We start from the raw sequence: 26,972 nt of genomic DNA on the forward strand, positions 1-26,972 counted from the left end.
TGGGCATATCAGTCTCGATGGTAGCTCGGTCGCCAGCCGCGGGCCATGCCCCGGCTCATGGCGCCTTCGGTCAATGCCAACTGCCGGCGAAGGTGACGGATATCTTCCAGAAGGGTGTCTATGGCCGCGTGCGTATCGCCTCTGTGGTAGGCAATCACCTTTGCACGCTCATCGTCTTCCACGGCTTCGCCGATCGGCCGCTCTCGCATATCCGTGCTCCGTGCTTCGGTTTTCAGAATGGCTGCCGCGGCGCCTTATGTTCTTATTATGTTCTCATCTCCCTGCGAGTCAACAATCAATCTGGGTCAATTGAGTTTTCGCGCGCATTTAGACGGCGGCGACCATCTCTCTCACGGTGCCGACAACCCGACTATGATCATATGGCTTGCTGAAGAACCGGCCTTCGACTGGCAGGACCTCGTCACTTAGGTCATGGTGCCCTGATGTCACGATGATCTTGACAGGGGGCCATCGGTCCCGTACCGCCGCGGCGAGTTTAAGACCATCCATCGATCCTGGCATGTCTATATCGGTGAACATCAGCCGGATCTCTGCGTGGACATTCAGTATTTCTATCGCAGCGTCCGCGTCAGAGGCCTCGAAGACCGTGAACCCCTCATCCTCGAGCGATATCACGATGGCCAGGCGGACGAGAACCTCGTCCTCAACAACAAGAACCGCCGCGCCGATATCAGACACCTCAACGCTCTCCGTTCCGGCCGCCAGCATCTCTGGCATGGCCTCGAGCACGGTAACACTTGGGCGGCGGGAAGGATCCATCCTCCGCTGAAAATCGCCGATAACCCTCAAACGCTCTTCGAATACGCAGCCGCGATGCCGGACCCTTGGCGCTGCACTGAAAGCCTGATGCGGCGAACGTGATGTTCGGCGCCGTGCCTAATAACGAGACCAGTGCTGAGCCCACATAGCGTGTTCCATATCCCTGACGCGTCGTGGCCGCACCGGCGGGCGCCGCCCGGATATTCTACGGAAGGTGACCATGCCCAAACGAAAAACTCCCTCTGTTGTCAACACAGGATTATAAGGATTGAATGAAATCCTCCGCAGCGGCCTTCCCGCGTCCAATTATATATGCTTCAGGGCGCTCGGGGATCCGGCAAGACGACTGCTGCACTGCGGTTTTTGCGCGCCGGTGTCGAAGTGGCCGAAAGCTGCGTCTACGTGGCGCTGTCGCAGACGGCCGCCGAACTCAACGCCATCGCCTTGTCCCATGGCTGGACGCTTGATGGCATTCGTGTCGAAGAACTCGCGAGGTCTGGCTCGGTCGATGAGGCTGATGAGCGGAGCATCTTCATGACTTCCGATCTCAGGCTGGATGAGAGGCTGCCATCGAGGAACACAAGCCCCGCCGTCTCGTCTATGACTGCTTGCTCGAAATTCGGCTCATCTCCGGAGATTCGCCCCGCTTCCGCCGCGAACTTATTGCCTTCAAGGCACACCAGGCTCAGGCTTGAAGATCCAACTTACCGTTCCCAGATTGTCGGGATCAAAAAGCTTAGAAAGGAGACAGCGATGACAAGCACATTGTTTGACAGACCGCTCTTCGTTAAGCGGGGCCACCACATTCAGGAAGTGGCAAGCCTGGAAGACTTATTCGACCTGCTTGATGAATGGCCGGCGGAAAGACGAGGCATGACCTACGAGGTGCTGGTGAAAGCCTGCCGACTGGCAGCACAAGGGATTTTCCCGTTGAACTCCCTTCGTGAAAATGTTCGGCGGTATCTCATCAAGGAACGGGCTCTCGCAAACATTGACGAACTCCCCCTGGCCAAAGAGGGGGTCATGCGCCGCAGCTTAACCTCCTAGACAGCGGCAATGCACAAGTGTCGGGCCCCGGGAATCCAGGTAGGTCCTCGTTTACTTGTTGACAGGCTGGGGCTGGCTATCGTTGGCCAGCACGAGATTTGCCGGTATGTCCGGCCCCTCGTTTCCCGATAGGATGGCGGAGATGTAATTTAACGCGTTTTTCATGCCGTTCATCGTGTAGGGCTTTTCGATCGCGCCAAGCGCATCCACGAAATCGGGCGGCAATCGCTTGATGTTGCCTGTAACGAAGACGTAGGGAATGCCTGCAGCGGCTAAAGAGCGGCCGACTTCGATTCCCGTCGGTCCGTCCATCAGTTGAACGTCGACGAAAGCGAAATCCGGTTTTTGAGCAGCCAGCAGATCGTGCGCTTGTCTGCTATTCATCGCGATGCCCGCGACCTCGTGTCCGGCTGCTTCCATCTCGATTTCAAGCTCCATGGCGAGCAGCATCTCGTCCTCGACGATCATGACTTTCAATTCTCGTTCTCCTGATGTTCGCCGATCAGCAGCATGACCTCGACCACTGTCTTGTCGCCTTCGATCTTGCGTTCGACACTGGCTGCGAGTTGACGGGCCGATGCTTGCAGGAGAAGCCGCCCGAATTCGGCGGCTTCCGCGTCCGGCTCGACGGGAGTCGTCGTGTCCTCGACCCGGATCACAAAGTGGCCGTGCATGCGTTTTACGACGACGTGGATCGCGCCGCCGCCGTCGCTGAGACCCCTGTTGACCGCGTCCACCACGAGCTCGTTGACGATCAGCGACAGGGGTGTCGCCTTGACGGCCGGAACGAGGAGCGGCGCTAGGTCGAGCGTCAGCCGGATGTCATTCCGTCCGACGCCGCTGACAAGGTCGGTGACCAGCTCGCGGATGAAGTCCGCGACGTCGAATCGGGCAATGTCGTCGAGGGTGAAAAGTTTTCGCTGCACGGTACTCAGTGCTTCTACCCTGTTGAGCACCGACATCAGCGTCTGCTTCTTGACCGTGTCCTGCGTGAACCGCGCCTGCAGTTTGACGATCGACGCCATGGTCAGGAGATTGTTTTTGACCCGATGGTCGACTTCGTGGATGAGAAGGGTCTTTGCCAAAAGGGCTGATTTCAGTTCCGCCATATTCCTTGCAACTGCCTCTTCCGCTTGATGTCGGGCCAATGCAAGTTCCGCTTCACGGCTTTTGACGGTTGTGAAATCTAGCTGCGAGGCGAAAAAATAGATGATCCTTCCCTCGTCATCGCGCACCGGACTGATGAAAAGCGCGTTCCAAAAGGTGCTGCCGTCTTTTCGGTAATTGAGGATGTCGACGGAGATGTCTTGGCCTCGCGCGACGCTGTCGCGAATGTAACCTACCCTCCGCCTGTCTGTCTCCGGCCCCTGGAGCAGGCGGCAGTTGCGGCCGATGAGCTCATCATTCGAGTAGCCCGTCATTTTTTCGAAAGCCGCGTTGCAGAAGATGATGGGATTATCATGCTGAGCGGGATCAGTGACGATCATCGGCATGCGCGTCGCCTTGAATGCCGCCGCGAAGGGGTCTTCCTTCACGTGCCTAGCAATCAGCCGGTCGCCGGCGCGGCGAGCCTCTTTGTGATATCGATCGGTATCCTGCATGCGATGTTGATCTAGGTTTGGGAGACTTGACCTAGCGCTTTCCCCCACTGAGTCTAGTGGATTCGCCTCGATTTTTTTTAAGTCGATCTCAATCCGCGATCGCGTCAAGCGACATGTCTCCTGGCCGGTCTTGCTCCCTTTCCACCGTTGACTTGCCGCCCGCGAACTTTCAAGAATGACGAAAAGACCGAGGCCCGTTTCATGCACGAAAGTAATCCCGCTGTGCCCCATCAGGGCGAATTGGCCGCGCTCATCCTCCGCTATGATTGGGCAAACACCAGCCTCGGGCCGGTTTCGTCGTGGCCGATCCAGCTCAGATGCGCGGTTGATATAGCGCTTCCCTCGCGTGCCCAGATCGTCATGTTCTGCGGCCCAGAATTCATCGCCATATACAATGACGCCTATGCACCGACGATTGGAGCAAAGCATCCGGCGGCGCTGGGAAAGCCGGCAAAGGAAAACTGGGCCGAGCTGTGGGATGATCTGGAGCCGCTGCTGCGCAAGGTTTTGGAGACCGGCGAGACTGTCTTCGGCAAGGACAGGCCTTTCTATATCGAGAGGCATCACAAGCCGGAAACGGTTTATTTCGATATTTCCTATTCGCCGGTATTCGATGAAAACGGCAGGGTCCTGGCGGTCTTTTGCATCGTCAGCGAAACGACGGGTCGGGTCGGCTACGAGGCTAAGCTCAAACGCCTGGCATCAATCATTTCCTCCTCTGAAGACGCAATCCTCGGTATCGATCTCGCCATGATGGTGACCGACTGGAACGATGGAGCCGAAAAGCTCTACGGCTATTCATCCAGCGAAATTCTCGGCCGGTCGGTGACGGTTCTTATTCCAGATAATCGCGTGGACGAGGAGGCGCGCATCATCGCGCGCATCAAGGCCGGGGAGCGTATCGAGACCCATGAGACGATCAGGCGCCATAGGAGCGGAAAACTCTTGGACGTCTCCCTTACGGTATCTCCGATCTATGACGCAGAGGGACGCATCGTTGGCGCCTCGAAAATCGCGAGAGATATTACGGCGCGCAAGGAAGCGGAGCGGGTGCAGGAGGTTCTGATCGCCGAGTTGAACCATAGGGTCAAGAATATCTTGGCGACGGTTGCGGCGATCGCTCGTCAGACATTTGCGGGAGCGCCGGATGCCGAGGCGGCGAGGGCAGCTTTCGACGCCAGGCTCCAAAGCCTGGCGAGAGCGCATGATTTGCTCACCCATGGCAATTGGGAGGCGGCAAGCCTTGGAAATGTGGTTTCCGAGGCGCTGTCAGCGTATCCGGCGGAGCGTCTCGACATTAGCGGGCCGGATCTCAATATCTCGCCCAAAGCAGTGGTCGCGCTGGCGCTCATTGTACATGAGCTGGCCACCAATGCCGCGAAATACGGTGCCTTATCAGCCGAGTCCGGAAAAATCGCAGTGTCATGGAAGTTGGATGGTTCACCCGACCCGTCGCTCATACTGCTGTGGAGTGAAAGCGGCGGCCCCCCAGTTAAGCCTCCCTTACGGCGGGGGTTCGGGTCGCGCTTGATCGAGGCGATGTCCTCGGGACAGCTCAAGGGCCGTGCAGAACTTGCTTACGACGACGGTGGCCTGCGTTGCCTGATCAGCGCGCCTCTGGATGTGGAATGGGCAGACACCGATCACGAGGTTGCTGCCTCTGCTTAAAACGGGCGTCCGGTGGCCAGGGGTCCCGGTTGCCGTTGACTGGGACTGGCGCGTATCGCGCCTCGGGCTTCACGCCGCCTTCAGATCCCGACCGGGCGCAATCGGCAGCTTCGCGCGCAGAAGTCGAATTTGGGGGCAGGGACAGTGACCTCGAACTGCTGTTCCCGCAAAAGCGCTGCGAACTGTCTTTGGAGTGGGCCTCTCGAATCTTCTCTTTTGCCACCTGCTTTCTAGCCGGCCATGGCATGCCGCCTGAGAACATAGCGAACCCCAATCAAGGACCGGATGCTGCTTCGCTTTCCAACCCAACAGGCTGCCGAGTCGTGAGGGCTAGGACCAAGGTCTGAGGAGGCCCGGTCTGAAGTCCTACTTCTGGAACACTTCCTCCATCCTGCGGTTTGGTCCCCAGCGGAATCAACCATACAAGGAGGAAAACAGATGAAGATCAAGGCACTAGGAATTGCCGCCGGCATCCTGTTGGCATCGACTTCTGCCTTTGCGCAGTCTTCGACGGTGACAGGTGCAGCAGGTGGTGCCGCAACGGGTGCCGTCGTCGGCGGCCCGGTCGGTGCTGCTGTCGGCGGCATTGTTGGCGGTGTGGCGGGTAGCGTCATCGATCCGCCGCCGCAGAAGGTGGTGACCTATGTTCAACAGGCTCCCGCCCCGACCGAGCGCGTCGTGGTGAAGGAGAAAGTCGTCGTCGGACAGCCTCTGCCGGAAACCGTGGTCGTCACGCCCATTCCCGATGACCCGAAGTACGCATACGCTATCGTTAACGATCAGCGTGTGATCGTCGAACCTTCCTCTCGGAAGGTCATCCAGGTCATTCAGTGACCTTCCGGGCGGCTTCGGCCGCCCCTTAACAATCAGGGCAAGCATGCGACGCATGAGAATGCGGGGCGGCATCGCGTGCCCAAACTTTGGAGAGTTATCATGAAAAGCAACCATCTCACCATGCTCGTGGCAGCGCTGTCCCTCAGCGTGTCGCCGCTTGCCACACTGCCAGCGGCGGCCCAGCAGGACACCAAGAGCGGCGGCCAGGCCCAATCCGGTTCGCAGACGGGCACGGACGCCGGTTCGCAGTCCGGCTCCAGCGCCACCGACACCGGCGCCGACTGCACGCCCGACGCGTCGGGTGCCTGCCCGCAAGGCAAGGGCCAATCTTCGCAGCAGAAATCCGACCAGGGTTCGGACATGAAAAAGAGCGCCGAGCAGCCTTCGACCGATAGTTCGACGAGCGGAAGTTCCTCCGGCAAGTCTTCGACGGAAGCCAAGCCCGGATCGCAAGACGCCAGCGGTGGCACCACGACCGAACAGAACCCGGCCGCCAAGTCCGGCAGCACCGATACCAGCGGCTCGGCTAAAGCAGGCACGAAGAGCAGCACCGAAACCAAGCCCGCGGAGGGCACCGGCAAGGGCGCCACCACGCAAAGCGGCGACGCGTCGAAGCAGTCGACCGACCAGAACACGTCGACGACCAACAAAAGCTCTTCGGAAACCAACGTCAACAACAACGCCACGACGAACAATCAGACGTCCAACACCAAGACCAACGTCAACATTTCCGTTGAACAGCAGACCGAAATTCGCCAGGTGGTGAAAGAGGTTCATGTCGAACCTGTGAAGGAGGTGAACTTCACGGTTTCCGTCGGAACGACGATCCCGAAGAAGGTTCGTCTCGAACCGCTCCCGCCACGCATCGTGAAGATCGTTCCGCAATACGAAAGCTACCGCTTCTTCATCCTTGCGGATGGCCGGATCGTTATTGTCGATCCCGATGCTCTCACGATCGTCTACATCATCGAGGCCTAACACGCGCTTCCCGGCGGCGTCCTTGCGCCGCCGGGGCCGCAGGAGGGATCAATGACCTACCATGACGACCACCTTTCCCATAGTCGTCATCCTGTTTGCCATTGTCGCCCTTATCGGCTGCCTGGTTCTGTCTTCAGGCCATCAGCCGCCGGCACGAGTTTGAGTCCCCGCCAGCTCGACAGGTCGGTGATCTCATCTCACATGACGGAGGCGACGGCTTGCCGGTGTTCAGCAGCTTTTAGCACATGGATTTGCGCACTAGACCGATCGTCGTGCTCAGCAATCCGCTGACACATTATCTTGTGAAGTAGAATTGTAAAAATGCGAATTGGGCCGTGGGGGGTCAAGCTTAAGTCTGGACTAGGAGTTATTGAAATCCGGAAGTTCGACGATGAGGCATTGACCCCTCCGCTTTGATCCGCAGCCGCAACAGAGTTGCGCTTCCATTCGAACGGTATGTCCGATGCTTTTGTCGAAATCCTGAAGCGGAATTACACGCGAATATCAGTTCCACAGGACGCTGAAACAGCGCTCCAATCGCGCCGACGTCCAGTTTCCGTGAAAACCTTAAACCGCTGCGCCGGCACGTCTGAATCGTCATATGTCGAAGCCCCGTTCGGCAACAACATCAACAATCACACGCTGATCCGGAAGGTGGGGCCATAACGCCGCTTGCGTGCAATCCAGTCCCTCGACAGCGTTGGAAGTAACTATTTCTGCCTTCGAAACCTCGTGGCATTTGCTACATTCCGTGAATATTTTCCGTCGGCACTGTCGATTTTCGCCTTGGCCGATCGTCCTTATCACGATGTGCTGGCACCGCGGTCGTGGCTTCAGCACGTCGTCAGGCAACAGAAGGAGCAATTGTCATGGATAATCAGCATCTCGTACCTGCCGCCGTGCTTGCGGCCAAGAACGGCGTCCGGTTCCCAAACGAGAGTAAGGCGTATCGCAGCGCCCGCGACGCGCTGCTGGCCGAAGAGATCGAATTGCGCCGGCACATCGAGCGCGTGGCGGTACAGCGCCGGGCGCTGCCGCCGGGCGGCGAGGTGACGAAAGACTACCGCTTCGAAGGCAGCGACGGGCCCATCTCCTTTAGCGAACTCTTCGCCGACAAGGAGACGCTGATCGTCTACAGCTACATGTTCGGCCCGCAACGCGAGCGCCCGTGCCCGATGTGCACTTCGCTGCTATCGTCATGGGACGGCGAGGTGCCCGACATTCAGCAGCGCGCAGCCTTGGCCGTCGTCGCCCGCTCGCCGATTGAAAAGCTGCTCGCCTTCAAGAAAGAGCGTGGCTGGCATCACCTGCCGCTTTATTCCGACATGACGGACGATTACAGCCGCGACTATCACGCAATCGGCCAGGATGGCGGCGATGACGCGGCCTTCAACGTTTTCACGCGGCGCGACGGCACCATCCGCCATTTCTGGAGCCAGGAGATGGGCGGGGTGACGGCCGATCCCGGTGAGGATCCCCGCGGGGCGCCCGACCTGATGCCGCTCTGGACCGTCATCGATTCGACGCCCGAAGGCCGGCCGGCGGACTGGTATCCCAAGCTGTCTTATTAAGATCAGCCGCGTCCTACGCGGCCCGTCAGCCGGTGGAGCGGTTTCTGGAGGGCTCGGCCCATTCGATGCTGGTGACCGTGTCATCCGGTAGCGGCGGCGGATCGACGTCGTAGACATAGCCGGAGATCATGTCGGCGGCGCGTTCCGTCGCCTTGATCTTCGCCTCGGTTTCGGCAACCGCCTTGGAGATCGCTTCGATGCGGGCGCGGAACATGTGGGCAAGCACATCGCGGCCTGACTGTTTTTCGAGCCGTTCCAGATGCAGGCCGATTCGCGAGGCGTGGCGCTCCAACTCGCTCTTGCTGAAACGCGCCTTGCGCAGTTCTTCGGAAAGGCTGTCCTGCATGACGGCGACGGGATCGAAACTTCCGGGCGCGCGCTCGTCGAGCACCGCGTCGGTGACGAGTTTCTCGATCATCACCAGCGCCTGCAATTCTGCCGCGTCGGCGAATTCGACGTCGTAGCCGGTGTCGTCGTAGACCTTGCGCCGGACCGGATCGAGAAGCAGCCCGTAGGCTTTCTGCAGATGGGCGAACGCGTCCGAATCACCGCCCGAATCGGGGTGGGCAACTTTTGCTAGGCGCCGATAGGCGGCCTTCAACTGCGCCTCGTCCGCATCGCGTTCAACGCCGAGAATATCGTATGGATCCGTCACGCCTGCTCCCTTGCTCCCCGCCACGTTGCGGGCAGTCTAGGTCTTCTTCCGCATCAGAAGGGCGAAGTTTAGACCGAAACGAGGAATGACGTCCATGGCCCGAGATGGCGATGGTTTACGCACATGCTTCGACATTTCCTCGATTGCTTAGTGTTTTCAATATGTTGTTCGAAGATCAGCCTGCGGTGATCGAAGCGAGATAACATGTGGCTTCGCCATCGATTTTTAGCACGGTAGCAGTCGCGTGCTCGATCAGCAGCGCATCGCCGTCCGCAAGCGCGCCGGTCTCGCCGTCGCGCCGGAATGAGAGTGCGCCGAAATGGCAAAGCAACAGGCATGTCGAGGGCGAAAGCGGCACGGTCCTGCCGCCATCGACGTCGATGCGGATCAGCGTATGGGTAAGCCCGTCACGGCGCGTCATCACGTTGAGATCGGTGATGGCTCCGTCCTCCAGCCTGGCCGCAACCGGGATATCCGCCGGGAAGGCGAGCGGATCACTTGCCGTTGTCAGCAGCACGGGCGTGCTGCCTGCGACATCGAGCACCATGCCGTTGCCATCGAGGATCGCCAGCGTCCGGTCGATGCCGGGAAAGATCGAAAACGGGCCATCCTCTGCGACCGTTGCCATGCTGATGCGCCAGTCGAAGTCGTTGATCGAAGCGCCGGGTGGAAAGACGGCGATCTCCACCGTCACTCCCTTGCCGTTTTTCCAGGGCATGCGTTTGTGATCGCCGGCGCGCAGGATCCTCACCGGGTTCAGTTCCCGAGAATGCCGGGCAGGCGCAGGCCCTTTTCCTTGGCGCAGTCGATGGCGATCTCGTAACCGGCATCGGCGTGGCGCATGACGCCCGTCGCCGGGTCGTTCCAGAGCACGCGCTCGAGGCGTCTTGCGGCATCGTCCGTGCCATCGGCGCAGATGACCATGCCGGAGTGCTGCGAGAAGCCCATGCCGACGCCGCCGCCATGATGCAGCGACACCCAGGTGGCGCCCGACGCCGTGTTGAGCAGGGCGTTGAGCAGCGGCCAGTCGGAGACGGCGTCGGAGCCGTCCTTCATCGCCTCCGTCTCGCGGTTCGGCGAGGCGACGGAGCCTGAGTCCAGATGGTCGCGGCCGATGACGATCGGGGCGGAGAGTTCGCCTGTTCTCACCATCTCGTTGAAGGCGAGGCCGAGCTTGTGGCGGTCGCCCAAGCCCACCCAGCAGATGCGCGCCGGCAGGCCCTGGAAGGCGATGCGCTCCCTGGCCATGTCGAGCCAATGATGCAGGTGCTTGTTGTCAGGCAGCAATTCCTTCACCTTGGCATCGGTCTTGTAGATATCCTCCGGATCGCCCGACAGGGCCGCCCAGCGGAAGGGACCGATGCCGCGGCAAAACAGCGGCCGGATATAGGCCGGCACGAAGCCCGGGAAGGCGAAGGCGTTTTCGAGGCCTTCGTCCTTGGCGACCTGGCGGATATTGTTGCCGTAATCGAGGGTCGGCACCCCGGCGTTCCAGAAGGCGATCATCGCTTCGACATGCTCGCGCATCGAGGCGCGCGCGGCCTTTTCCACGGCCTTCGGATCGCTTTCGCGCTTTGCCTTCCACTCACCCATCGTCCAGCCCTTCGGCAGGTAGCCGTTGATCGGGTCGTGGGCCGAGGTCTGGTCGGTGACGATATCGGGGCGGATGCCGCGGCGGACCATCTCCGGCAGGATTTCGGCGGCGTTGCCGAGCAGACCGACGGATTTCGCCTCGCCGGCCTTGGTCCAACGGTCGATCATCTCGAGCGCTTCATCGAGCGTCTCGGCCTTGGCGTCGACATAGCGGGTGCGCAGGCGGAAATCGATCGAATCGGGATTGCACTCGACGGCGAGGCAGCAGGCGCCGGCCATGACGGCGGCGAGCGGCTGGGCGCCGCCCATGCCGCCGAGCCCGCCGGTCAGGATCCATTTGCCCTTGAGATTGCCGCCGTAGTGCTGGCGGCCGGCCTCGACGAAGGTCTCGTAGGTGCCCTGCACGATGCCCTGGGTGCCGATATAGATCCATGAGCCGGCCGTCATCTGGCCGTACATGGCGAGACCCTTCTTATCCAGCTCGTTGAAATGATCCCAGGTCGCCCAATGCGGCACGAGGTTGGAATTGGCGATCAGCACCCGCGGCGCATCCTTGTGGGTGCGGAACACGCCGACCGGCTTGCCGGATTGCACGACCAGCGTTTCTTCTTCCGTCAGCGTCTTGAGCGTCGCGACGATGCGGTCGAAATCCTCCCAGGTCCGGGCGGCGCGGCCGATGCCGCCATAGACGACGAGCTCGTTCGGATTTTCGGCGACGTCGGGGTCGAGATTGTTCATCAGCATGCGCAGCGGCGCTTCGGTCATCCAGCTTTTGGCATTGAGATCGTTGCCGCGGGGTGCGCGGATTTCGCGGATATTGTGGCGTGGATTGCTCATGGCGGTTCCCCTGTCGAGAGATCGTTATCGTTTCAGGCCTGGCGCAATCTGTTCGATGCGCACCAGAATGTTCTTGAGATGGACGCGAAGTCTGTCCGCCTTGGCGGCGTCATAGGCAAAGGGCGCCGCCTCGCTCTGCAGATGCGTCGATTGCGCGAACTCCATCTGGATCGCGTGCACGCCGGTTTCGGGCCGACCATAGTGGCGGGTCGTCCAGCCGCCCTTGAAACGACCGTTGAGCACGCTGTCGTAACCCTCGGCGGCTTCGACGACGGTAAGCGTCGCCTGCTCGATCGCGCTGTCGCACGTCTTGCCCATGTCAGTGCCGATATTGAAATCCGGCAGCTTGCCTTCGAACAGGAAGGGAATGTGGGAGCGGATCGAATGGCAGTCGTAGAGGATCGCGACGCCGTGGATTGCTCTCACGCGCTCGATCTCGGCGGCAAGGGAAGCGTGATAGGGAGCATGAAAGTCGCGCAGCCGCGCCGCGGTATCGGCCTCGTCGGGTGCGGCGCCTTCCTTCCAGATCGCCTTGCCGTCGAAATCCGTCTGGGGAACGAGGCCGGTGGTGTTCTGGCCGGGGTAGAGGCTGACACCGGCCGGATCGCGGTTGGCGTCGATCACGTAGCGGTGGAATGTGGCGCGCACCGTCGTGACATTGTCGAGCAGGCCGTCATAGAGCCGGTCAATGTGCCAGTCGGTGTCGGCCAGCATCCTGCCATTGTCGTTGAGGCGATCGGCGATCTCGGGCGGGACTTCGGTGCCGGTATGGGGAAAGCCGAGGATGACGGGGGAGGTGCCTTGGCGAATTTCGCATGGCACGGAGACTTTTTCCTTGATCGTCATCTCAGCTCTCCAGAACCGGCAAGATCCCAGAGGAAACCGAGGCGTTCAGGGCGCCCGTCGCCACTAGTTCGGCGGCCGCGGCGAGGTCGTTTGCCATGTAGCGGTCGACGTCGAGGCTCGCCACCTTGGTGCGGATGGCACTGATCGCCTTGCCAAGCTCCGGGCTGGTCGACAGCGGCGCGCGCAGTTCGACGCCTTGGGCGGCGGTCAGCGCCTCGATGCCGATGATGCCGAACAGGTTCTCGGTCATGGCGAGCAGGCGACGGGCGCCGTGGCAGGCCATGGAGACATGGTCTTCCTGATTGGCCGAGGTCGGGGTCGAATCGACCGAGGCCGGGTGCGACATCTGCTTGTTTTCGGACATCAGCGCCTGAGGTCACCTCGGCGATCATCAGGCCGGAATTCAGTCCGGGCTTCTTGGCGAGGAAGGCCGGCAAGCCGTAGGAGAGGGTCGGATCGACGAGCAGCGCGATGCGGCGCTGCGAAATCGCGCCGATCTCGCAGACGGCGAGCGCGATCTGGTCGGCGGCGAAGGCGACGGGTTCGGCGTGGAAATTGCCGCCGGAGACGACCGAATTGTCCGAAAGCACCAGCGGATTGTCGGTGACCGCGTTGGCCTCGATTTCGAGGGTGCGGGCAACCGAGCGCAGCAGATCAAGGCAGGCACCGTCGACCTGCGGCTGGCAGCGGATGCAATAGGGATCCTGCACGCGCTCGTCGCCCTCGATATGGCTCTGGCGAATGATGGAGTTTTCGAGCAGTGCCCGAAGAGCGGCCGCCGTGTCGATCTGGCCCTTGTGGCCACGCAGTGTGTGAATATCCGGATGGAAGGGCGCCGAAGAACCCATGGCGGCATCGGTGGACATGGCGCCGGTGATGAGAGCTGCCTGCGCGGCGCGATGGGCGCGGAAGAGGCCGGCGAGCGCCAGCGCCGTCGAAGTCTGGGTGCCGTTGATCAGCGCCAGGCCTTCCTTGGCGGCGAGCACGACTGGTCTGAGGCCGGCCCTTTCGAGGGCTTGCGCGCCCGGGAGGCGTTCGCCGGCGAAGAAGGCTTCGGCCTCGCCCATCATCACCGCCGCCATATGGGCAAGCGGCGCAAGATCGCCGGAGGCGCCGACAGAGCCCTTTTCCGGGATCAGCGGAATGACGCCCTTTTCCAGCATGCCTTCGATCAGCCGCACCAGCTCCAGCCGCACGCCGGAGGCACCGCGCCCAAGCGAGACCAGCTTCAGCGCCATGATCAGCCGCACGATGTTGTCGGGCAACGGCGCGCCGACGCCGCAGCAATGCGAGAGGATAAGATTGCGCTGCAAGGTGGTCACATCGGCGCTGTCGATCTTGATCGAGGCGAGTTTGCCGAAGCCGGTATTGATGCCGTAGACCGGCGCGTTACCGGCGGCGATCTCGGCGATACGGGCAGCGGCCTTGGCGATCCCGGCATCGAAGGCGGGATCGAGCCTTGCCGGCACGCCGGTCCAGTAGATGGTTTCGAGATCCTTGAGCGAGACGGAGCCAGGGTGGAGCGTGATGGTCATCGACTGTTCCTTTCGCCCTTGAAGACGCGTGCGTGAATCGGATTGAAGCCGATGCGGTAGACGAGCTCGGCGAGGCTTTCGATATTCCAGACGGCGAGATCGGCGGATTTGCCGGGTTCGAGCGTTCCCGTCTGGTCGAGCAGGCCAAGCGCCCGGGCGCCTTCGCGGGTGGCGCCGGCGATGCATTCCTCGACGGTGAGGCCGAAAAGCGTGGCCGACATGTTCATGGTGAGCAACATCGAGGTGAGCGGCGAGGTGCCGGGATTGCAATCAGTGGCGATCGCGATCGGCACGCCTGCCCGCCGCAGCGCCTCCACCGGCGGCTTCTGCTTTTCATGGATGGCGTAAAAGGCGCCGGGGAGCAGCACGGCGACGGTGCCGGCCGCGGCCATCGCCGCAACGCCATCTTCGTCGAGATATTCGAGATGATCGGCCGACAATGCGCCATATGACGCGGCGAGCCTGGCGCCGCCAAGATTGGAGAGCTGCTCGGCATGCAGCTTGACCGGCAGGCCGAGCGCCTTGGCCTTGTCGAAGACGCGGGCGATCTCGGTGGCCGAAAAAGCGATGCCCTCGCAGAAGCCGTCGACGGCATCGGCAAGACCGAGGCCATGCATGTCGTCGAGACCGGGCAGAACGACATCATCGAGATAATCGCCGTTGCGCCCCTTATATTCCACGGGCGTCGCATGGGCGCCGAGATAGCTGGTGGCGACGCGGACTGGTCTTATATGGCCGAGCAGGCGGGCGCTCTGCAGCATCTTCACTTCACCGGTCCGGTTCAGCCCGTAACCGGACTTGACCTCGATCGTCGTCACGCCTTCGGCAAGCAGCGTGTCGAGCCGCGGCAGAGCCTGCGCGACGAGCTCCTCGACCGACAGCGCATTGGTCGCCTTCACCGAGGAGACGATGCCGCCGCCGGCGCGCGCGACCTCCTCATAAGTCGCGCCTGCAAGGCGCATTTCGAACTCGCGGGCGCGGTTGCCGCCGTGGACGATATGGGTGTGGCAGTCGACGAGACCGGGCGTTACCCAGCGGCCTTCGAGATCGACGATTTCGGAGCGTTTGATGGCCGATGCTGGCAGCTCGCTTTCGGCGCCGGCAAAGGCGATGCGGCCGTTTTCGACCAGCACGGCGCCCTTTTCGACGATGCCGAGCCCTTCCTTGCCAGGCACAAGCGTGGCCAGCCGCGCATTGCGCCAAAGCACTGGGCGGGTGTCGGCGGATGGGGCTTCCTCTGAAAAAATGTTCCCGGTCATCAGCTTTGCGCCTTTCCTTATGCCGAAACATGTATATACATAATCGACAGGTGACAAGAGAAATTTTGTGCGCTTTTCTGGAAAAGAAAGATCGGCGGCACGGCAAGAGGAGAGGCAAGGTCATGACCATACTTCACGCAGACACGGCGCTGACGCCGCAGGGTTGGCAGAAGGATGTGCGGCTGACGCTTAAGGCCGGACGTATTGCGCGGGTCGAGATTGGCACTTCTCCCGAGCCCGGCGACGAGTGCCATGCTCTCCTCGTTCCCGCCATGGCGAATCTGCACAGCCACGCCTTCCAGCGGGCGATGGCCGGTCTTGCCGAAGTGCGCGGCCCGGCCAATGACAGCTTCTGGAGTTGGCGCACGGTCATGTACAAGTTTGCCTTGGCGATGACGCCCGATCATGTCGGGGCGGTCGCGGCCAAGCTTTATGCGGAAATGCTGGAGGCCGGTTTTTCCCGCGTCGGCGAGTTCCACTATCTCCACCACGACAGGGATGGCGGCACTTACGCCAATATCGCCGAGCTTGCCGAACGCATTGGCGCGGCAAGCCAAGAGACCGGTATCGGCCTGACGCTGCTGCCGGTCTTCTATGCCCATTCCGGCTTCGGCGGTGCCGCTCCCATCGACGGCCAGCGGCGTTTCATCAATTCGCTCGAAAGCTTCGAAAGGCTGATGGAGGGATGCCGGGCAGTCACCGGCCGGCTCGACGGCGCCGAGCTTGGGCTGGCGCCGCACAGCCTGCGGGCGGCGACACCGGAGGAGCTCACAAGGCTGGTGCCGATGGCCGGCGACGGTCCCATCCATATCCATCTCGCCGAGCAGGTGAAGGAGGTCGAGGACTGCATCGCCTGGTCCGGCGCGCGGCCTGTCGAATGGCTGCTCGATCATGCGCCGGTCGATGAGCGCTGGTGTCTGATCCATGCGACGCACATGACCGATGACGAAACGCGGCGGATGGCGAAAAGCGGCGCGATCGCCGGCCTCTGCCCGATTACCGAAGCCAATCTCGGCGACGGCGCTTTCGCCGCGCCGCTCTTTCTCGAAGAGGGCGGGCGTTACGGCATCGGTTCGGATTCCAACGTGCTGATCTCCGTGCCGGAGGAACTGCGCCAGCTCGAATATTCGCAGCGCCTGGCGCTTCGCGCTCGCAACGTCGTCGCGGCACCCGGCGGTTCGACGGCGCTTTCGCTGTTCATACATGCGCTTGCCGGCGGCGGCGCCGCTCTGAAAGCATCGGCAGGCCTCGTTGAGGGCCATCACGCCGATATCGTTTCGCTCGATGCCACGGCCGTTCCCTATCTCACGGGCGACCAGATCCTCGACCATTGGCTGTTTGCAGGTGGCGTTTCCGTCGACTGCGTCTGGGCGCGCGGCAGCAAACAGGTGGAGGGCGGTCGCCATCTCAAGCGTGATGCCATCGACCGGCGCTTCCTGGCCGTCATGGGCGAATTGCTGGCCGCCTGAAAAAGAGCTTTTCCTGTCCAGGCATTCGAATTAGAGCAATTCCTGCAAGTGTGTAGCGGTTCGCGTCCGGGATTGCGTAAAAACAAAGAGATAGCGGGAGACCAATCGGAACGTGGCGATGAACCAAAGCAAGGATCCCACCTTGCACCAGCGCATCCTCGGCGACATCGAGGGCCGTATCGTCTCGGGCGATTGGCCGCCGGGGTACCGCATTCCCTTCGAGGTCGATCTCGCCACGCAGTATGACTGCTCGCGCATGACGGTGAACAAGGTGCTGACCCAGCTTGCCAAGGCCGGCCTCATCGAGCGCCGCAAGAAGTCCGGCAGCTTCGTCACCCAGCCGCAGGCACAATCGGCCATTCTCGAAATCCACGACATCAAGGCCGAGGTGCGGTCGCTGAACTTGCCCTATTCCTATGCGGTTTCGAAGAAGGCGAGCCGCAAGGCGAAGGCGGACGACAGCCGCCGTCTGGAACTGCCGGTGGCGTCCTCGGTCGTCGAGGTCGTCTGCATCCACAATGCCGGCGCGCGGCCCTTTTGCCTGGAGGAGCGGTTGATCAGTCTTGCGACGGTTCCAGAAGCCGCCGATGCCGATTTCCTGACGATGGCGCCAGGCCCCTGGCTGCTCAACCAAGTGCCGTGGAGCACGGCCGAACATCGGATCCATGCCGTCTCAGCTGGCGCCGAGTTGGCCGCGGCTCTCGATATACCACGCAATACCGCCTGCCTCGTCGTCGAACGCCGCACCTGGAGCAATGCCGGCCCGGTGACGCATGTGCGCTTCACCTATCCGGGCGATCGTCACGCGCTGGTGGCGCGTTTCACGCCGGCATCGTCATAAAGAGCCCGATCCAACCGGCTGGTGCCCGGTGACGAACCTGCTGGATCCGCCCATCGCCGGCTGTCGGAACTGCTGGGCATGAGGGCCGCCGGCAGCGTCACCGTCCGCCATGTGATCAGCAAGACCCCTAGAAATCGGTGGTACGTCGTGGAGGCCGCCAAGGTCATGCGTTCCTTCCGCCGGGAACGCGATCGGCCGCTGCTAGGTGGCTTGCGCCTCAAGCTCTGGCTGGGCTGGGTGATAATTTGCCGGGATTAGCTGACCGCGGCGGCGGTATCGAGGCGAATGGTCGAGCACGGCGCGGTCACGGGAGACTGCTCAAAGCATACCGTGAAGGGGATTTCCGTTTGGATGGACGGGAAGTACCGACGGCCGCGCCGACGTCTCGATCAGTCGCTCGTACTCCTGCTCCGGCACCCCGTAGCAGCCGTCGGCGATTTCGATCAGCTGGTCGCGATCCAGGATGCGGACGTTGCCGCGTGTCGATTTGATGGCGTGGATGCCCTCAAGAATGTGCAGCTCATCGGTGACGCCCGCCCTCCTGACGCCAAGCATCAGCGCCAGGAATTCGTGCGTTAGTGGCAGATCATTGCCGTCGATACGGTCGTGACACATGAGCAGCCAGCGCGCCAGCCGCTGATGTACGTTGAATTTGGCGGCGGCCAGCGCGCTGTGGGCAAGCTGCAATTCGCAGGTGTGGACATAACGCAGCAACAGTTGCCGCACCTCTGGGTGTTCAAGGATCGGAACAAAATGCTCCGTGGCCACCTGAAGCCCGTGGCCCGGCACCTGCATGAAGGTGCTGTTCGGGGTTCGGTCGACGCCCAGCACAATGGGATAACCGGCAATCCCTTCGCGCCCGATATGGCGGATTTCGACACTTTTGCCGTCGGCGCTCTCGGCCACCATCGAGGCGAGGCCGCTTTCAAGAAAGCAGACATGCTCGATCGGCTTGCGCGGCAGCACGAGCGCGTGCTTGACTGGAATATCGACGGGTTCCAGGAACGGCGCCAGACGCCCGAAGGCTTCCTCCGGTAACCGGCGCAGCAACCTATTCTTGGTCCCACTCTGCCTGATTATTGTCATGGTAGCACCGCTTTGATGACCAACGCGACGCCACTCCTATGGTTCAGAGAGTTCACGCTCTGTCTGATTTTGACAAAGGCGGCTGTTCAGCATCGACGCCGATAGACCTAGTTCAACTGAACCGCCGACCGGAAAGGAACGGTTGCGACCAACGAGCCGTCTTCGGTCCTGATCTCGAAAGTGTCTCCGTCCGTGGGATCGCCCATGCGGAGCCTTTCCGCGACGATTTCGCGGGCGGCGGCCGTTGCTTCCTCGAACGCCAGCTCGGGCGTGGCTAGGTCAATGCCTTCCAGATCTTCATTGAAGACATCGTTCCTGCGGACGTGGAAAAAATACTTCGGCATCGTTTTCTCCATCAAGAAGGCCCCCCTAACCTCTCAAGCGGGAAGTTGTTCCTCCCGAACCTGATCGCACCCCTCACTCCCGCCGATGGCATTGCGCGGTCCCATATACAACACTGCCGGCGTTTTCATTCCTCGAACATCTTGCCGCTGCGCGCTTCCAGCCGATAGCGGTGGCCGGGATAGACGAGGCGGGCGGTCGAGACCACCTGTTTCGCCGACCATGTGCGCCGGCGGATCGTCAGGCACGGTTCGGTCTTCATGATGGTCAAGAGCTTGCATTCCCAGGCCTGCGGCATCGCCGCCTCGACGACATGCTCGGAGCCGCTGAGCGGGGCTGAGGCAGTCAGATAGGCGTTCGGCGTCAGCGTCGAAAAATCCTGGTCGAGATATTCAGGCGCGGCCTCCGGATGGACGAAGCGGTCCTCGATTTGCACGGGAACGCCGTTTTCGCTGTGGACGATCAACGAGTGGAAAACCGCGGCGCCAATCGGCAGTTCGAGTGCGTCGGCAACCTCGGGAGATGCGGCTTCCTGGGCGAGAACAACGACGGAGGCCTCGTGGACATGACCGCGTTCGGCGATTTCCTCGGCGATGTTGCGGACCTCGAACAGTGCCGAATATCCCTTGCGTTCGGCGACGAAGGAGCCGACGCCCTGGATGCGGACGAGTTCGCCTTCGTTGGCAAGTTCGCGTAAGGCGCGGTTGGCGGTCATCTTGCTGACGCCGAGCTCGACGACCAGTTCGTTTTCCGACGGCACCCGGTATTTCGGCGGCCACTCGCCGCTCTGGATGCGGTCGAGGATCACCTGCTTGACGCCGGCGTAGAGCGGCGTGCTGTCATTTTCCGCCAGCTCGCGCTTCATCTCGCCGGGACGTTTCATTGCCTATTCCTTTTGCACGAATGGAATTCGCCACATAAATCGACTTTCCCACTTGCATAACACAAAATATTTCATATGGTACCATATACAACCTCCCAATCGGTCCTTGAAACAGAAATAGGACGGGAAAGGGCAAGCCGGCGAAGATCGGCCGTGGTGCCGCAAGGTCTGTTTCAACTCCAGAGGAGAGTTCATCAATGAAATTCAGCGCAATCCTGTTTTGCGGCGTGGCGGCTTTTTCCGCCTTCGCCGCCCCTGCCTTTTCCAAGGACTGGACGAAGGCGACCATTACACTTGAAGGTGCTTACGCGCCCTGGAATCTCACCAATGCCGACGGCACGCTCGGTGGTTTCGAACCGGAACTCGCCAAGGTGCTGTGCGAGCGCGCCAAGATCGAATGCACGCTGGTCGCCTCCGACTGGGACGGCATGATCCCGGCGCTCAACGCCGGCAAATTCGACGTCATCATGGATGCGCTGTCGATCACCGAGGAGCGCAAGCAGGTGATCGGTTTCACCACTCCCTATGCCGCTACTCCTGCTGCCTTCGCCACCGCCAAGGACAGCCCGCTGGCAAAGGCCGCCGGCACCGGCGCCACGATCAAGATGACCCCCGGCCAGACCGGCGTGAAGGAGATCGACGCGCTGAAGGCCGCCTTCAAGGGCAAGACGATCGGCATCCAGGCGGCAACGGTCTACGCCAAGTTCGTCTATGACAATTTCGGCGACATTGCCGAGATCCGCGAATACAAGACCGGCGCCGACCGCGACCTCGACCTGCAGAACGGCCGTATCGACCTCGGCTTCGACGACGCCGTCTATTTCGCCAACGCGTTTAAGGCGGCCAATGACACGCTCGACTTTACCGGCCCAGAAATTGTCGGCTCGATCTGGGGCGAGGGCGAAGGCCTTGGCGTCCGCAAGGCCGATACCGACCTGCGCGACAAGTTCAACGAGGCGATCAAGTCGACGCTTGCCGACGGAACCGTCAAGAACCTGTCGATGAAGTGGTTCAAGGTCGACGTCAGCCCGCAGGAATGAGCGTTTCGGCCCTTCGGCCGCGTACACCTGTCTCCGGCTTTATCGCCGGAGACAGCTTGCTCGAACAGGATGTTTTCAGGCCCGGCCGGCCTAAAATCTGATCCTGTTCTAAAGAAAAGAGTTAGAGCATGATGTCGTCCGAAAGCCGCTCACACTTTTCGGCATCATGCTCTGGTGTCGATCCGCAAAACACTGCCACGGACGGGGAACGGACGATATGGCAAGCTTGGAACTGCTCGGCTTCGGCTCGACCGGATGGGGCGCGCTGCTCATTGCCGCCGCCTTGATGACGCTGGCCGTCACGGCCACAGCCCTGGCGATCGGCGCCGTGCTCGGCGCGATCGTCGCTGCGGCAAAACTCTCCGGTAATCTTGTCCTCGTCACGCTCGGCAACGTCTATACGACCGTGTTTCGCGGCGTGCCCGAGCTGCTGATCATCTATCTCATCTATTTCGGCGGCTCCTCGGCCGTCACCTCGATCGGCCAGGCGATGGGTTACGAGGGTTTCCTCGGCCTGCCGTCCTTTATCGCGGGCGCGCTTGCCGTCGGCATCATCTCCGGCGCCTATCAGGCGGAGGTGTTCCGCGGCTCCTTTCTCGCCATCTCCAAGGGCGAGCTCGAGGCAGCCTCGGCGATCGGCATGCATCGCGGCATGCGCCTTCGCCGCATCATCATGCCGCAGGTGTTTCGCCTCGCCATCCCCGGCCTCGGTAACGTCTGGCAGCTCAGTCTCAAGGATTCGGCGCTGATTTCCGTCACCGGTCTTGCCGAACTGATGCGCACCAGCCAGGTGGCGGCGGGCTCAACCCGGCAATATTTCCTGTTCTTCATCGCCGGCGGCTGCCTCTATTTGCTCCTGACCAGCCTTTCTGACCGCATCTTCAACGGGGCGGAGCGCCGCGCCAATCGCAGCATGCCGGCATCCGCCATGGGCCAGGCGTAAGGAGGCGACAATGGATTTCACCTTCATCGCCTCGACCTTGGTCACCCTGCTCAAGGCCGTACCGACGACGCTCATCCTGTTTTCGCTGTCGATCCTAACCGGTGGCCTGCTGGCGCTCGTCATCGTCTGGATGCGGACCAGCGGCAACCCGGTGCTGTCAAGCTTCGCCAAGGGTTACATCTTCATCTTCCGCGGCTCGCCGCTGCTGATCCAGATGTTCCTGGTATTCTACGGCCTCGGCCAGTTCGGCTTCATCCGTTATTCCTTCCTCTGGCCGTTCCTGCGCGAGCCGATGGTCTGCGCCGTGCTGTCGCTGGCGCTCTGCACCGCCGGCTACACGGCGGAGATATTCCGCGGCGGCATTCGCGCCGTCTCGCCGAAAGAGATCGAAGCGGCGCGCTCGATCGGCATGTCCGGCTTCCTGCTGGTCCGCCGTATCCTGGCGCCGATCGCTTTTCGCCACGCGTTGCCGGCCTATTCCACCGAGATCGTGCTGATGATGAAGTCGACGGCGCTCGCAAGCCTCGTCACCGTCTGGGAGGTCACCGGCGTCGCCCAGCGGCTGATCTCGCAGACCTACCGCACGATGGAAGTCTTTCTCTGTGCGGCGATCATCTATCTCGTCCTCAACTTCATCATCCTGCAGGGCATGGCTCTGCTCGAATATTCGCTCTCGCGACATCGCCGCGCGGCCCCGCAGGCGCTGAAGGCGTAAGCATTTTGACCCGATTGGAGCACCCATGCCAGGCGTAACCCGACTATCGGTCCGCAATATCCGCAAGAGCTTCGGTACGCACGAGGTGCTGCGCGGCATTTCCCTCGATGCTGAAGACGGCGATGTGATTTCGCTGCTCGGCGCCTCCGGTTCCGGCAAGTCGACCTTTCTGCGCTGCATCAACATGCTCGAAACCGCAAGCGACGGCGAAATCTGGGTCGACGGCGAGGAGATCCGCATGGTGCACAAGAACGGCCGGAGCAAGCCGGCCAGCCAGAAGCAGGTGGACCATATCCGCTCTGAACTCGGCATGGTGTTCCAGTCCTTCAATCTCTGGTCCCACATGACGATCCTGCAGAACGTCATCGAGGGCCCCATCCATGTGCTGAAGCGGCCGCGGGCCGACTGCATCGCCGAGGCCGAAGCGCTGCTCGAAAAGGTCGGTATCGCCGACAAGCGCCACGCCTATCCCGCCCACCTCTCCGGCGGCCAGCAGCAGCGTGCGGCGATTGCCCGGGCGCTGGCAATGAAGCCGAAGGTGATGCTCTTCGACGAGCCGACTTCGGCGCTCGATCCGGAGCTCGTCGGCGAGGTGCTGCGCGTCATGCGCTCGCTTGCCGAGGAAGGCATGACCATGCTCGTCGTCACCCATGAGATGAGCTTTGCCCGCAACGTCTCGAACCGCGTCGTCTTCATGCGCGAGGGCTTGATCGAAAGCAGCGGCAAGCCGGAGGAAATGTTCACCGGCGGCGCGACCCCCGCCTTCCGCCAGTTCATTGGCCATTTCGGAAGCGGTCAATGACGGTCACCATCGATGCAGGGCTCACCTGGCGCGAAGTCGCGCGCGTTGCGGCCGGGGAAGAGCTTGCGCTGTCGCCCGCCGCCTTTGCACGTGTCGAGCAGGCAAGCCGCATCGTTGCGCGCATCGTCGAGACCGGTGCGCGCGCCTATGGCATCAACACCGGCGTCGGGGCGCTGGCCGATACGGTGGTTGATCGCGCCTCGCAGAGCCTGTTGTCGCGCAGCATCGTGCTCAGCCATGCCTGCGGCGTTGGGCCGTTGCTTGCCGCCCGCGAGGTGCGCGCCATCATCGCCGCTGGGATCGCCAATTTCGCACATGGCCATTCCGGGGTGCGGCGCGAGATCGTCGAGCATCTTGCGGCACTGCTAGAACATGATTGCATTCCGGATGTGCCGTCGAAGGGCTCTGCCGGTTATCTCGTCCACAATGCCCATATTGCCCTTGTTCTGATCGGCGAAGGCAGCGCTCAGTTGGATGGTCGGCGCATGAGCGGCCGAGAGACGCTTGCCGCGATCGGCCTCGAGCCCTTGGTGCTTGGGGCCAAGGAGGGCTTGAGCCTTGTCAACGGCACGGCCTGCGCCACCGGCCTGACCACTGTCGCGCTATCGCGCGCCGAACGGCTGCTCGACTGGGCCGATGCGATCGCAGCACTGACGCTGGAAGCAGCGGGCTGCCAGATCGGCGCCTTCGACGAAGTCGTACTGGCGCTGCGCCCATCGGCGGGAATAGAGAACGTAGGAGCGAGCCTGCGCGCGCGGCTTCAGGGCAGCGGTCTTGTCGCCGCCGCCTTCGGCCGGCGCACGCAGGATGCGCTCAGCCTTCGTTCGGTGCCGCATGCCCATGGCGTAGCCCGCGATGTCTTCGACAATTCCGCCCGCGTCGTCGATCAGGAACTTGCTTCGGTGACGGACAATCCGGCTGTCTCGGGCACGCCGGAACAGCCGATCGTCTCCTCCGAGGCCCATGCGGTTGCCCCGGCGCTCGGGCAGGCGGCCGATAGCCTGGCGATTGCGCTCGCACAGATCGGCGCGATCAGCGAGCGGCGCATGGACCGGCTGGTCAATCCGCTGGTGAGCGGCCTGCCGCCCTTTTTGGCGAGCGATGCCGGCAGCCATTCCGGCTTCATGATTGCTCAGTATACCGCCGCCGCACTCAGCAACGAGAACCGCCGCCTTGCCGCACCGGCGGCCATGGACGGCGGGCTGACCTCCGGCCTGCAGGAAGATTTTCTCGCGCATCCGACAGCTGCCGCCGGCAAGCTGCTCGCGGTCATCGACAACGCCGAATATATCCTGGCGATCGAGCTGATGGCGGCCGCCCAGGCGCATGATTTCCTGGCGACGACGGCGCCGCGAGCCGCAGGCACGGATCTCGTCTACCAAGCCGTGCGGGAACGTGTTTCCCATTATGGTGACGAACGGCCACTCAACGGCGATATCGAGGCTGTCCGCAGCCTGATCCGCGAGACTGCGCCGCCGCTATAGTCGGCTGTCAGAACGGCTGAGTTTCGGAATTCTTCTTTGGCTTTTCGCCGGCCTCGAGACGCTTGAGGCACTGGAGATAAGTCGGGTAAAGCTGCTCCACCCGCGAGAGCGGCAGCATCCAGTCGCCTTCGTCGCCGGCGAATGTGATCTGCACGTCAGGCATTCCGGCAAAGGAATTCTTGATGATCTTCTTCAGCCCGGCGCTCCCCTTGCTGGCCGGACCCCAGAGGCGAAGCGTGTTCTTGTCGAAGAAGTCGGCAGCGATTACTTTCGTTACCGTACGATCGGTCAGCGTCACCTCGGTCTTGGTGCCGGCCGGAATGTCCCATGTGGACTTTGCGACCAGCCAGAAGGTCTCGGTCGCGCTCTGGCGGAATTCCATGGTCTTGCCGATCTCGCTGTCCCACAGCAGGCGGCAATAGGGATGCGGGCTCTCGTTGGAAAAGCCGACCGACCATTGTCTGGCGCCGCCCATCCATTCGGTCTCGCCGAAGGCAGAGACCGGCTGCAACAGGGCCGCCATCAGAACCATCACTGTCGGAATTTTCATCGCCGAAATCTTCTCCAACGCAATCGGCTCCAGCGATAGCAAAAGAAGGTTGAGCTTTTGCTACTAAGCGCCGCGCGTCTTTTCAGACACGCAAGCACATTGTAGCAGTTTGAACTGCTGTTCCCGCTTGCCGCGTCTGGCTGTGAGTTCGGATAGGATTCGGCTGAACGCCGCGGCGAACTGAACCGACTGGCTATGATGTCTTGGCCATGGGCGGATGTTTCCACGTGCCGTCGAGCGCCTCGTCTTTTGGCCAGTAGAGGCGCATCGCGACGAAGAAGGGGCCTTTGGGCGCTGGCAGCCAATTCGGCTCCTTGTCCTTGCCCGGCGACCCATTCTGCACATAGAAGGTGTAGCCGCCATCGGAATCCTTCACGAATTGCGGCAGCATCGGCTTGTTGAGCAGGTATCGGTTGATCGGATTGGCGACCAGCAGGCTCGCCGGGAGATCATACATCGTCAGCGACCAGAAGGCGTGAACCGGCGGCATCTCGTCGGCTGCGAAGTGGACGGCGTAGCGGTTGGCGCCGTCGAGCTTCTGCCCCTCAGTGTCAATGGCGTAGACCGGGTACATCGCCTCCTGCTTTGAATTTCCGTAAATTCCGAGAACGGCCGCCGCCATGCGATACAGATAGTTGTTCTTGAGGTATTCGCGCGTGCCGAACATATCGCCCGAGGTCACCGTGCCGGCGTCGATCTGCTTCTTCAAGCCCTCAAGATCAGCCCAAGCATCGGCCATACCTTGTTCCATGGCGGTCTTCATCCCGGGCGAGAGCGCAGCAACGTCTATTGTCTTGCCTGCACCGATCCCGATCTTGGCAAAACGCGCCATCAACTCGGTCTCGGATGGATTGAGCGAGCAGAACCGCAGGACGAAATTCAGGATGTTGAAAAACTCGAGCGACTTGCGCTCGTCGTCCGGCGAAACCGGCTTGATAAAGTCGATTGCGGGAGCGGCCGCAGGTGCGGGCTTGCCGAGAAACGACGAAAGCGGCTCAGCCTTGTAGCCATCCTGGATCTTTTTCACATTGTCCAAGTCGTCGGTGTTGAACAACTGCGTGCGATAAGCCCCAATAACGAGATGGGTCTCCGCGCGAAACACATTCTTGATGCCCGCAGGCATCTCGCCTTTCCACTCTGGGCCCGCGACCAGGAAGCTGCCGCCGTCGTTGCCGGTCGTGCGGCTGCCGGCATAGTCGAAGTTAAACGTATAAGCGTCGATGAGCTGAATGCTGAAATACCGGTCCTTCTCGATCACTGGCACAGTAAGGACCATCGGTTCAGCGCGCAGGTCCAGGCCAATCATGGAATAGGGCGTGTCGGAATTGGGCGTCTGGATTGCCGTATCTGCGGGCGTGTAGACGCGGGGGATGTTCTTGAGGTGGTTCCACGGAGCCTTGTATTCCGGGTTCTTGTCGTCGACGAAATAGGCGTATTGGATCCGGTAGCTGTCCACCGCTGGGAAGCCGTAGATATAAGCCTCCTTGGCGATTGCGCGAGCCTCCTCTGCCGTTACATCGTCGGCTGCGGCACCAGTGGAGCGAAGTCCCAAAAGACCTGCCGCTAACAATGAAGCCCTCGTGAAGTCGCGTCTGGTCAGCTGCATGACATCC

General features: G+C 61.5%; 26 protein-coding genes and 2 pseudogenes. 13 read left to right on the forward strand and 15 right to left on the reverse strand.

What is annotated here, in order from left to right; all coding sequences use genetic code 11:
- Positions 1 to 8 precede the first annotated feature (8 nt).
- Together AC2444_RS32230 and AC2444_RS32235 are read right to left on the reverse strand one after the other, a co-directional pair.
- On the reverse strand, positions 9 to 209 hold the full coding sequence (locus AC2444_RS32230) for a hypothetical protein (RefSeq protein ID WP_003554253.1): 201 nt from the start codon (positions 207 to 209) through the stop codon (positions 9 to 11).
- A 118-nt stretch (positions 210 to 327) separates the two neighbouring features.
- Positions 328 to 729: a response regulator gene (locus AC2444_RS32235; protein ID WP_003554251.1), complete on the reverse strand. Its 402-nt coding sequence runs from the start codon at positions 727 to 729 to the stop codon at positions 328 to 330.
- Positions 730 to 1,048: 319 nt separating this feature from the next.
- On the opposite strand from AC2444_RS32235, the pseudogene AC2444_RS32240 reads away from it, so the two are divergent.
- A pseudogene (locus AC2444_RS32240) lies at positions 1,049 to 1,469 on the forward strand (ATPase domain-containing protein); the annotation flags it as partial.
- A 64-nt stretch (positions 1,470 to 1,533) separates the two neighbouring features.
- Complete coding sequence (locus tag AC2444_RS32245) at positions 1,534 to 1,827, forward strand: DUF982 domain-containing protein (protein WP_128450038.1); 294 nt, start codon at positions 1,534 to 1,536, stop codon at positions 1,825 to 1,827.
- Between the two features lie 51 nt (positions 1,828 to 1,878).
- Here AC2444_RS32245 and AC2444_RS32250 read toward each other — a convergent pair whose 3' ends face one another.
- The gene (locus AC2444_RS32250) at positions 1,879 to 2,304 is read right to left on the reverse strand and encodes a response regulator (protein WP_128450039.1); all 426 of its coding nucleotides are present in this window, start codon (positions 2,302 to 2,304) and stop codon (positions 1,879 to 1,881) included.
- Positions 2,301 to 3,428 (reverse strand): PAS domain-containing protein, encoded by a 1,128-nt coding sequence (locus AC2444_RS32255; RefSeq protein ID WP_128450096.1) that lies wholly within the window; start codon positions 3,426 to 3,428, stop codon positions 2,301 to 2,303. Before AC2444_RS32255 ends, AC2444_RS32250 begins: the two co-directional genes overlap by 4 nt.
- A gap of 201 nt (positions 3,429 to 3,629) precedes the next feature.
- Between AC2444_RS32255 and AC2444_RS32260 the strand changes: the two genes are divergently transcribed.
- The 4 genes from AC2444_RS32260 (at position 3,630) to AC2444_RS32275 (ending at position 8,479) form a co-directional block, all read left to right on the forward strand.
- On the forward strand, positions 3,630 to 5,096 hold the full coding sequence (locus tag AC2444_RS32260) for a PAS domain S-box protein (protein ID WP_128450040.1): 1,467 nt from the start codon (positions 3,630 to 3,632) through the stop codon (positions 5,094 to 5,096).
- 438 nt (positions 5,097 to 5,534) lie between these two features.
- Positions 5,535 to 5,930 (forward strand): DUF1236 domain-containing protein, encoded by a 396-nt coding sequence (locus AC2444_RS32265; protein WP_128450041.1) that lies wholly within the window; start codon positions 5,535 to 5,537, stop codon positions 5,928 to 5,930.
- Positions 5,931 to 6,029: 99 nt separating this feature from the next.
- Positions 6,030 to 6,908, forward strand: a complete 879-nt coding sequence (locus AC2444_RS32270; protein WP_128450042.1) for a DUF1236 domain-containing protein — start codon at positions 6,030 to 6,032, stop codon at positions 6,906 to 6,908.
- 869 nt (positions 6,909 to 7,777) lie between these two features.
- On the forward strand, positions 7,778 to 8,479 hold the full coding sequence (locus AC2444_RS32275; protein WP_128450043.1) for a DUF899 family protein: 702 nt from the start codon (positions 7,778 to 7,780) through the stop codon (positions 8,477 to 8,479).
- Between the two features lie 25 nt (positions 8,480 to 8,504).
- On the opposite strand, the gene AC2444_RS32280 is transcribed toward AC2444_RS32275, so the two are convergent.
- The 6 genes and pseudogenes from AC2444_RS32280 to hutI form a co-directional block, all read right to left on the reverse strand.
- Positions 8,505 to 9,134 (reverse strand): J domain-containing protein, encoded by a 630-nt coding sequence (locus tag AC2444_RS32280; protein WP_128450044.1) that lies wholly within the window; start codon positions 9,132 to 9,134, stop codon positions 8,505 to 8,507.
- Positions 9,135 to 9,309: 175 nt separating this feature from the next.
- Positions 9,310 to 9,885 carry a HutD/Ves family protein gene (locus AC2444_RS32285; protein WP_128450045.1) on the reverse strand — a complete coding sequence of 192 codons (576 nt, stop codon included), beginning with the start codon at positions 9,883 to 9,885 and terminating at the stop codon, positions 9,310 to 9,312.
- 5 nt (positions 9,886 to 9,890) lie between these two features.
- Complete coding sequence (hutU, locus tag AC2444_RS32290) at positions 9,891 to 11,564, reverse strand: urocanate hydratase (RefSeq protein ID WP_065283880.1); 1,674 nt, start codon at positions 11,562 to 11,564, stop codon at positions 9,891 to 9,893.
- Positions 11,565 to 11,588: 24 nt separating this feature from the next.
- On the reverse strand, positions 11,589 to 12,410 hold the full coding sequence (hutG, locus tag AC2444_RS32295; RefSeq protein WP_128450046.1) for an N-formylglutamate deformylase: 822 nt from the start codon (positions 12,408 to 12,410) through the stop codon (positions 11,589 to 11,591).
- Position 12,411: 1 nt separating this feature from the next.
- Positions 12,412 to 13,945, reverse strand: a pseudogene (gene hutH, locus AC2444_RS32300) (histidine ammonia-lyase).
- The gene (gene hutI, locus AC2444_RS32305) at positions 13,942 to 15,204 is read right to left on the reverse strand and encodes an imidazolonepropionase (protein WP_128450048.1); all 1,263 of its coding nucleotides are present in this window, start codon (positions 15,202 to 15,204) and stop codon (positions 13,942 to 13,944) included. The pseudogene hutH and the gene hutI overlap by 4 nt, the downstream one beginning before the upstream one ends.
- Before the next feature lie 122 nt (positions 15,205 to 15,326).
- Between hutI and AC2444_RS32310 the strand changes: the two genes are divergently transcribed.
- Complete coding sequence (locus AC2444_RS32310; RefSeq protein WP_128450049.1) at positions 15,327 to 16,673, forward strand: formimidoylglutamate deiminase; 1,347 nt, start codon at positions 15,327 to 15,329, stop codon at positions 16,671 to 16,673.
- A 118-nt stretch (positions 16,674 to 16,791) separates the two neighbouring features.
- Positions 16,792 to 17,514 carry a histidine utilization transcriptional repressor HutC gene (gene hutC, locus AC2444_RS32315; protein WP_128450050.1) on the forward strand — a complete coding sequence of 241 codons (723 nt, stop codon included), beginning with the start codon at positions 16,792 to 16,794 and terminating at the stop codon, positions 17,512 to 17,514.
- 318 nt (positions 17,515 to 17,832) lie between these two features.
- On the opposite strand, the gene AC2444_RS32320 is transcribed toward hutC (AC2444_RS32315), so the two are convergent.
- The 3 genes from AC2444_RS32320 to hutC (AC2444_RS32330) all read right to left on the reverse strand — a co-directional run bounded on the left by AC2444_RS32320 (position 17,833) and on the right by hutC (AC2444_RS32330) (position 19,825).
- Positions 17,833 to 18,600, reverse strand: coding sequence for a Crp/Fnr family transcriptional regulator (locus tag AC2444_RS32320; RefSeq protein ID WP_128450052.1), 768 nt, complete (start codon positions 18,598 to 18,600; stop codon positions 17,833 to 17,835).
- Positions 18,601 to 18,707: 107 nt separating this feature from the next.
- On the reverse strand, positions 18,708 to 18,944 hold the full coding sequence (locus tag AC2444_RS32325; protein ID WP_128450053.1) for a DUF6894 family protein: 237 nt from the start codon (positions 18,942 to 18,944) through the stop codon (positions 18,708 to 18,710).
- Positions 18,945 to 19,069: 125 nt separating this feature from the next.
- Positions 19,070 to 19,825, reverse strand: a complete 756-nt coding sequence (hutC, locus tag AC2444_RS32330; protein ID WP_017996595.1) for a histidine utilization transcriptional repressor HutC — start codon at positions 19,823 to 19,825, stop codon at positions 19,070 to 19,072.
- A gap of 197 nt (positions 19,826 to 20,022) precedes the next feature.
- Between hutC (AC2444_RS32330) and AC2444_RS32335 the strand changes: the two genes are divergently transcribed.
- From AC2444_RS32335 to AC2444_RS32355, 5 genes are all read left to right on the forward strand, one after another.
- Complete coding sequence (locus tag AC2444_RS32335) at positions 20,023 to 20,865, forward strand: transporter substrate-binding domain-containing protein (protein WP_128450054.1); 843 nt, start codon at positions 20,023 to 20,025, stop codon at positions 20,863 to 20,865.
- Between the two features lie 217 nt (positions 20,866 to 21,082).
- Complete coding sequence (locus AC2444_RS32340; RefSeq protein WP_105009319.1) at positions 21,083 to 21,808, forward strand: ABC transporter permease; 726 nt, start codon at positions 21,083 to 21,085, stop codon at positions 21,806 to 21,808.
- 10 nt (positions 21,809 to 21,818) lie between these two features.
- The gene (locus AC2444_RS32345) at positions 21,819 to 22,523 is read left to right on the forward strand and encodes an ABC transporter permease (protein WP_003554211.1); all 705 of its coding nucleotides are present in this window, start codon (positions 21,819 to 21,821) and stop codon (positions 22,521 to 22,523) included.
- A 25-nt stretch (positions 22,524 to 22,548) separates the two neighbouring features.
- On the forward strand, positions 22,549 to 23,325 hold the full coding sequence (locus tag AC2444_RS32350; protein WP_003554209.1) for an ABC transporter ATP-binding protein: 777 nt from the start codon (positions 22,549 to 22,551) through the stop codon (positions 23,323 to 23,325).
- A complete protein-coding gene (locus tag AC2444_RS32355) occupies positions 23,322 to 24,809 on the forward strand; it encodes an HAL/PAL/TAL family ammonia-lyase (RefSeq protein ID WP_128450055.1) in 1,488 nt (495 codons plus the stop codon). Before AC2444_RS32350 ends, AC2444_RS32355 begins: the two co-directional genes overlap by 4 nt.
- A 7-nt stretch (positions 24,810 to 24,816) precedes the next feature.
- On the opposite strand, the gene AC2444_RS32360 is transcribed toward AC2444_RS32355, so the two are convergent.
- On the reverse strand, positions 24,817 to 25,359 hold the full coding sequence (locus AC2444_RS32360) for a hypothetical protein (RefSeq protein ID WP_128450056.1): 543 nt from the start codon (positions 25,357 to 25,359) through the stop codon (positions 24,817 to 24,819).
- A gap of 193 nt (positions 25,360 to 25,552) precedes the next feature.
- Positions 25,553 to 26,965 (reverse strand): DUF1254 domain-containing protein, encoded by a 1,413-nt coding sequence (locus AC2444_RS32365; RefSeq protein WP_128450057.1) that lies wholly within the window; start codon positions 26,963 to 26,965, stop codon positions 25,553 to 25,555.
- Positions 26,966 to 26,972 lie beyond the last annotated feature (7 nt).

The sequence above is a fragment of the Rhizobium sp. WSM1328 genome (genome assembly GCF_057653715.1).

Excerpts from the sequence above, each read along its gene's own strand:
- AC2444_RS32230 (WP_003554253.1), bottom strand. The coding sequence starts at position 209 with ATGCGAGAGCGGCCGATCGGCGAAGCCGTGGAAGACGATGAGCGTGCA.
- AC2444_RS32235 (WP_003554251.1), bottom strand. The coding sequence starts at position 729 with ATGCTGGCGGCCGGAACGGAGAGCGTTGAGGTGTCTGATATCGGCGCG.
- AC2444_RS32245 (WP_128450038.1), top strand. The coding sequence starts at position 1,534 with ATGACAAGCACATTGTTTGACAGACCGCTCTTCGTTAAGCGGGGCCAC.
- AC2444_RS32255 (WP_128450096.1), bottom strand. The coding sequence starts at position 3,428 with ATGCAGGATACCGATCGATATCACAAAGAGGCTCGCCGCGCCGGCGAC.
- AC2444_RS32260 (WP_128450040.1), top strand. The coding sequence starts at position 3,630 with ATGCACGAAAGTAATCCCGCTGTGCCCCATCAGGGCGAATTGGCCGCG.
- AC2444_RS32265 (WP_128450041.1), top strand. The coding sequence starts at position 5,535 with ATGAAGATCAAGGCACTAGGAATTGCCGCCGGCATCCTGTTGGCATCG.
- AC2444_RS32270 (WP_128450042.1), top strand. The coding sequence starts at position 6,030 with ATGAAAAGCAACCATCTCACCATGCTCGTGGCAGCGCTGTCCCTCAGC.
- AC2444_RS32275 (WP_128450043.1), top strand. The coding sequence starts at position 7,778 with ATGGATAATCAGCATCTCGTACCTGCCGCCGTGCTTGCGGCCAAGAAC.
- hutU (WP_065283880.1), bottom strand. The coding sequence starts at position 11,564 with ATGAGCAATCCACGCCACAATATCCGCGAAATCCGCGCACCCCGCGGC.
- hutG (WP_128450046.1), bottom strand. The coding sequence starts at position 12,410 with ATGACGATCAAGGAAAAAGTCTCCGTGCCATGCGAAATTCGCCAAGGC.
- hutI (WP_128450048.1), bottom strand. The coding sequence starts at position 15,204 with ATGACCGGGAACATTTTTTCAGAGGAAGCCCCATCCGCCGACACCCGC.
- AC2444_RS32310 (WP_128450049.1), top strand. The coding sequence starts at position 15,327 with ATGACCATACTTCACGCAGACACGGCGCTGACGCCGCAGGGTTGGCAG.
- hutC (WP_128450050.1), top strand. The coding sequence starts at position 16,792 with ATGAACCAAAGCAAGGATCCCACCTTGCACCAGCGCATCCTCGGCGAC.
- AC2444_RS32320 (WP_128450052.1), bottom strand. The coding sequence starts at position 18,600 with ATGACAATAATCAGGCAGAGTGGGACCAAGAATAGGTTGCTGCGCCGG.
- AC2444_RS32325 (WP_128450053.1), bottom strand. The coding sequence starts at position 18,944 with ATGCCGAAGTATTTTTTCCACGTCCGCAGGAACGATGTCTTCAATGAA.
- hutC (WP_017996595.1), bottom strand. The coding sequence starts at position 19,825 with ATGAAACGTCCCGGCGAGATGAAGCGCGAGCTGGCGGAAAATGACAGC.
- AC2444_RS32335 (WP_128450054.1), top strand. The coding sequence starts at position 20,023 with ATGAAATTCAGCGCAATCCTGTTTTGCGGCGTGGCGGCTTTTTCCGCC.
- AC2444_RS32340 (WP_105009319.1), top strand. The coding sequence starts at position 21,083 with ATGGCAAGCTTGGAACTGCTCGGCTTCGGCTCGACCGGATGGGGCGCG.
- AC2444_RS32345 (WP_003554211.1), top strand. The coding sequence starts at position 21,819 with ATGGATTTCACCTTCATCGCCTCGACCTTGGTCACCCTGCTCAAGGCC.
- AC2444_RS32350 (WP_003554209.1), top strand. The coding sequence starts at position 22,549 with ATGCCAGGCGTAACCCGACTATCGGTCCGCAATATCCGCAAGAGCTTC.
- AC2444_RS32355 (WP_128450055.1), top strand. The coding sequence starts at position 23,322 with ATGACGGTCACCATCGATGCAGGGCTCACCTGGCGCGAAGTCGCGCGC.
- AC2444_RS32360 (WP_128450056.1), bottom strand. The coding sequence starts at position 25,359 with ATGAAAATTCCGACAGTGATGGTTCTGATGGCGGCCCTGTTGCAGCCG.
- AC2444_RS32365 (WP_128450057.1), bottom strand. The coding sequence starts at position 26,965 with ATGCAGCTGACCAGACGCGACTTCACGAGGGCTTCATTGTTAGCGGCA.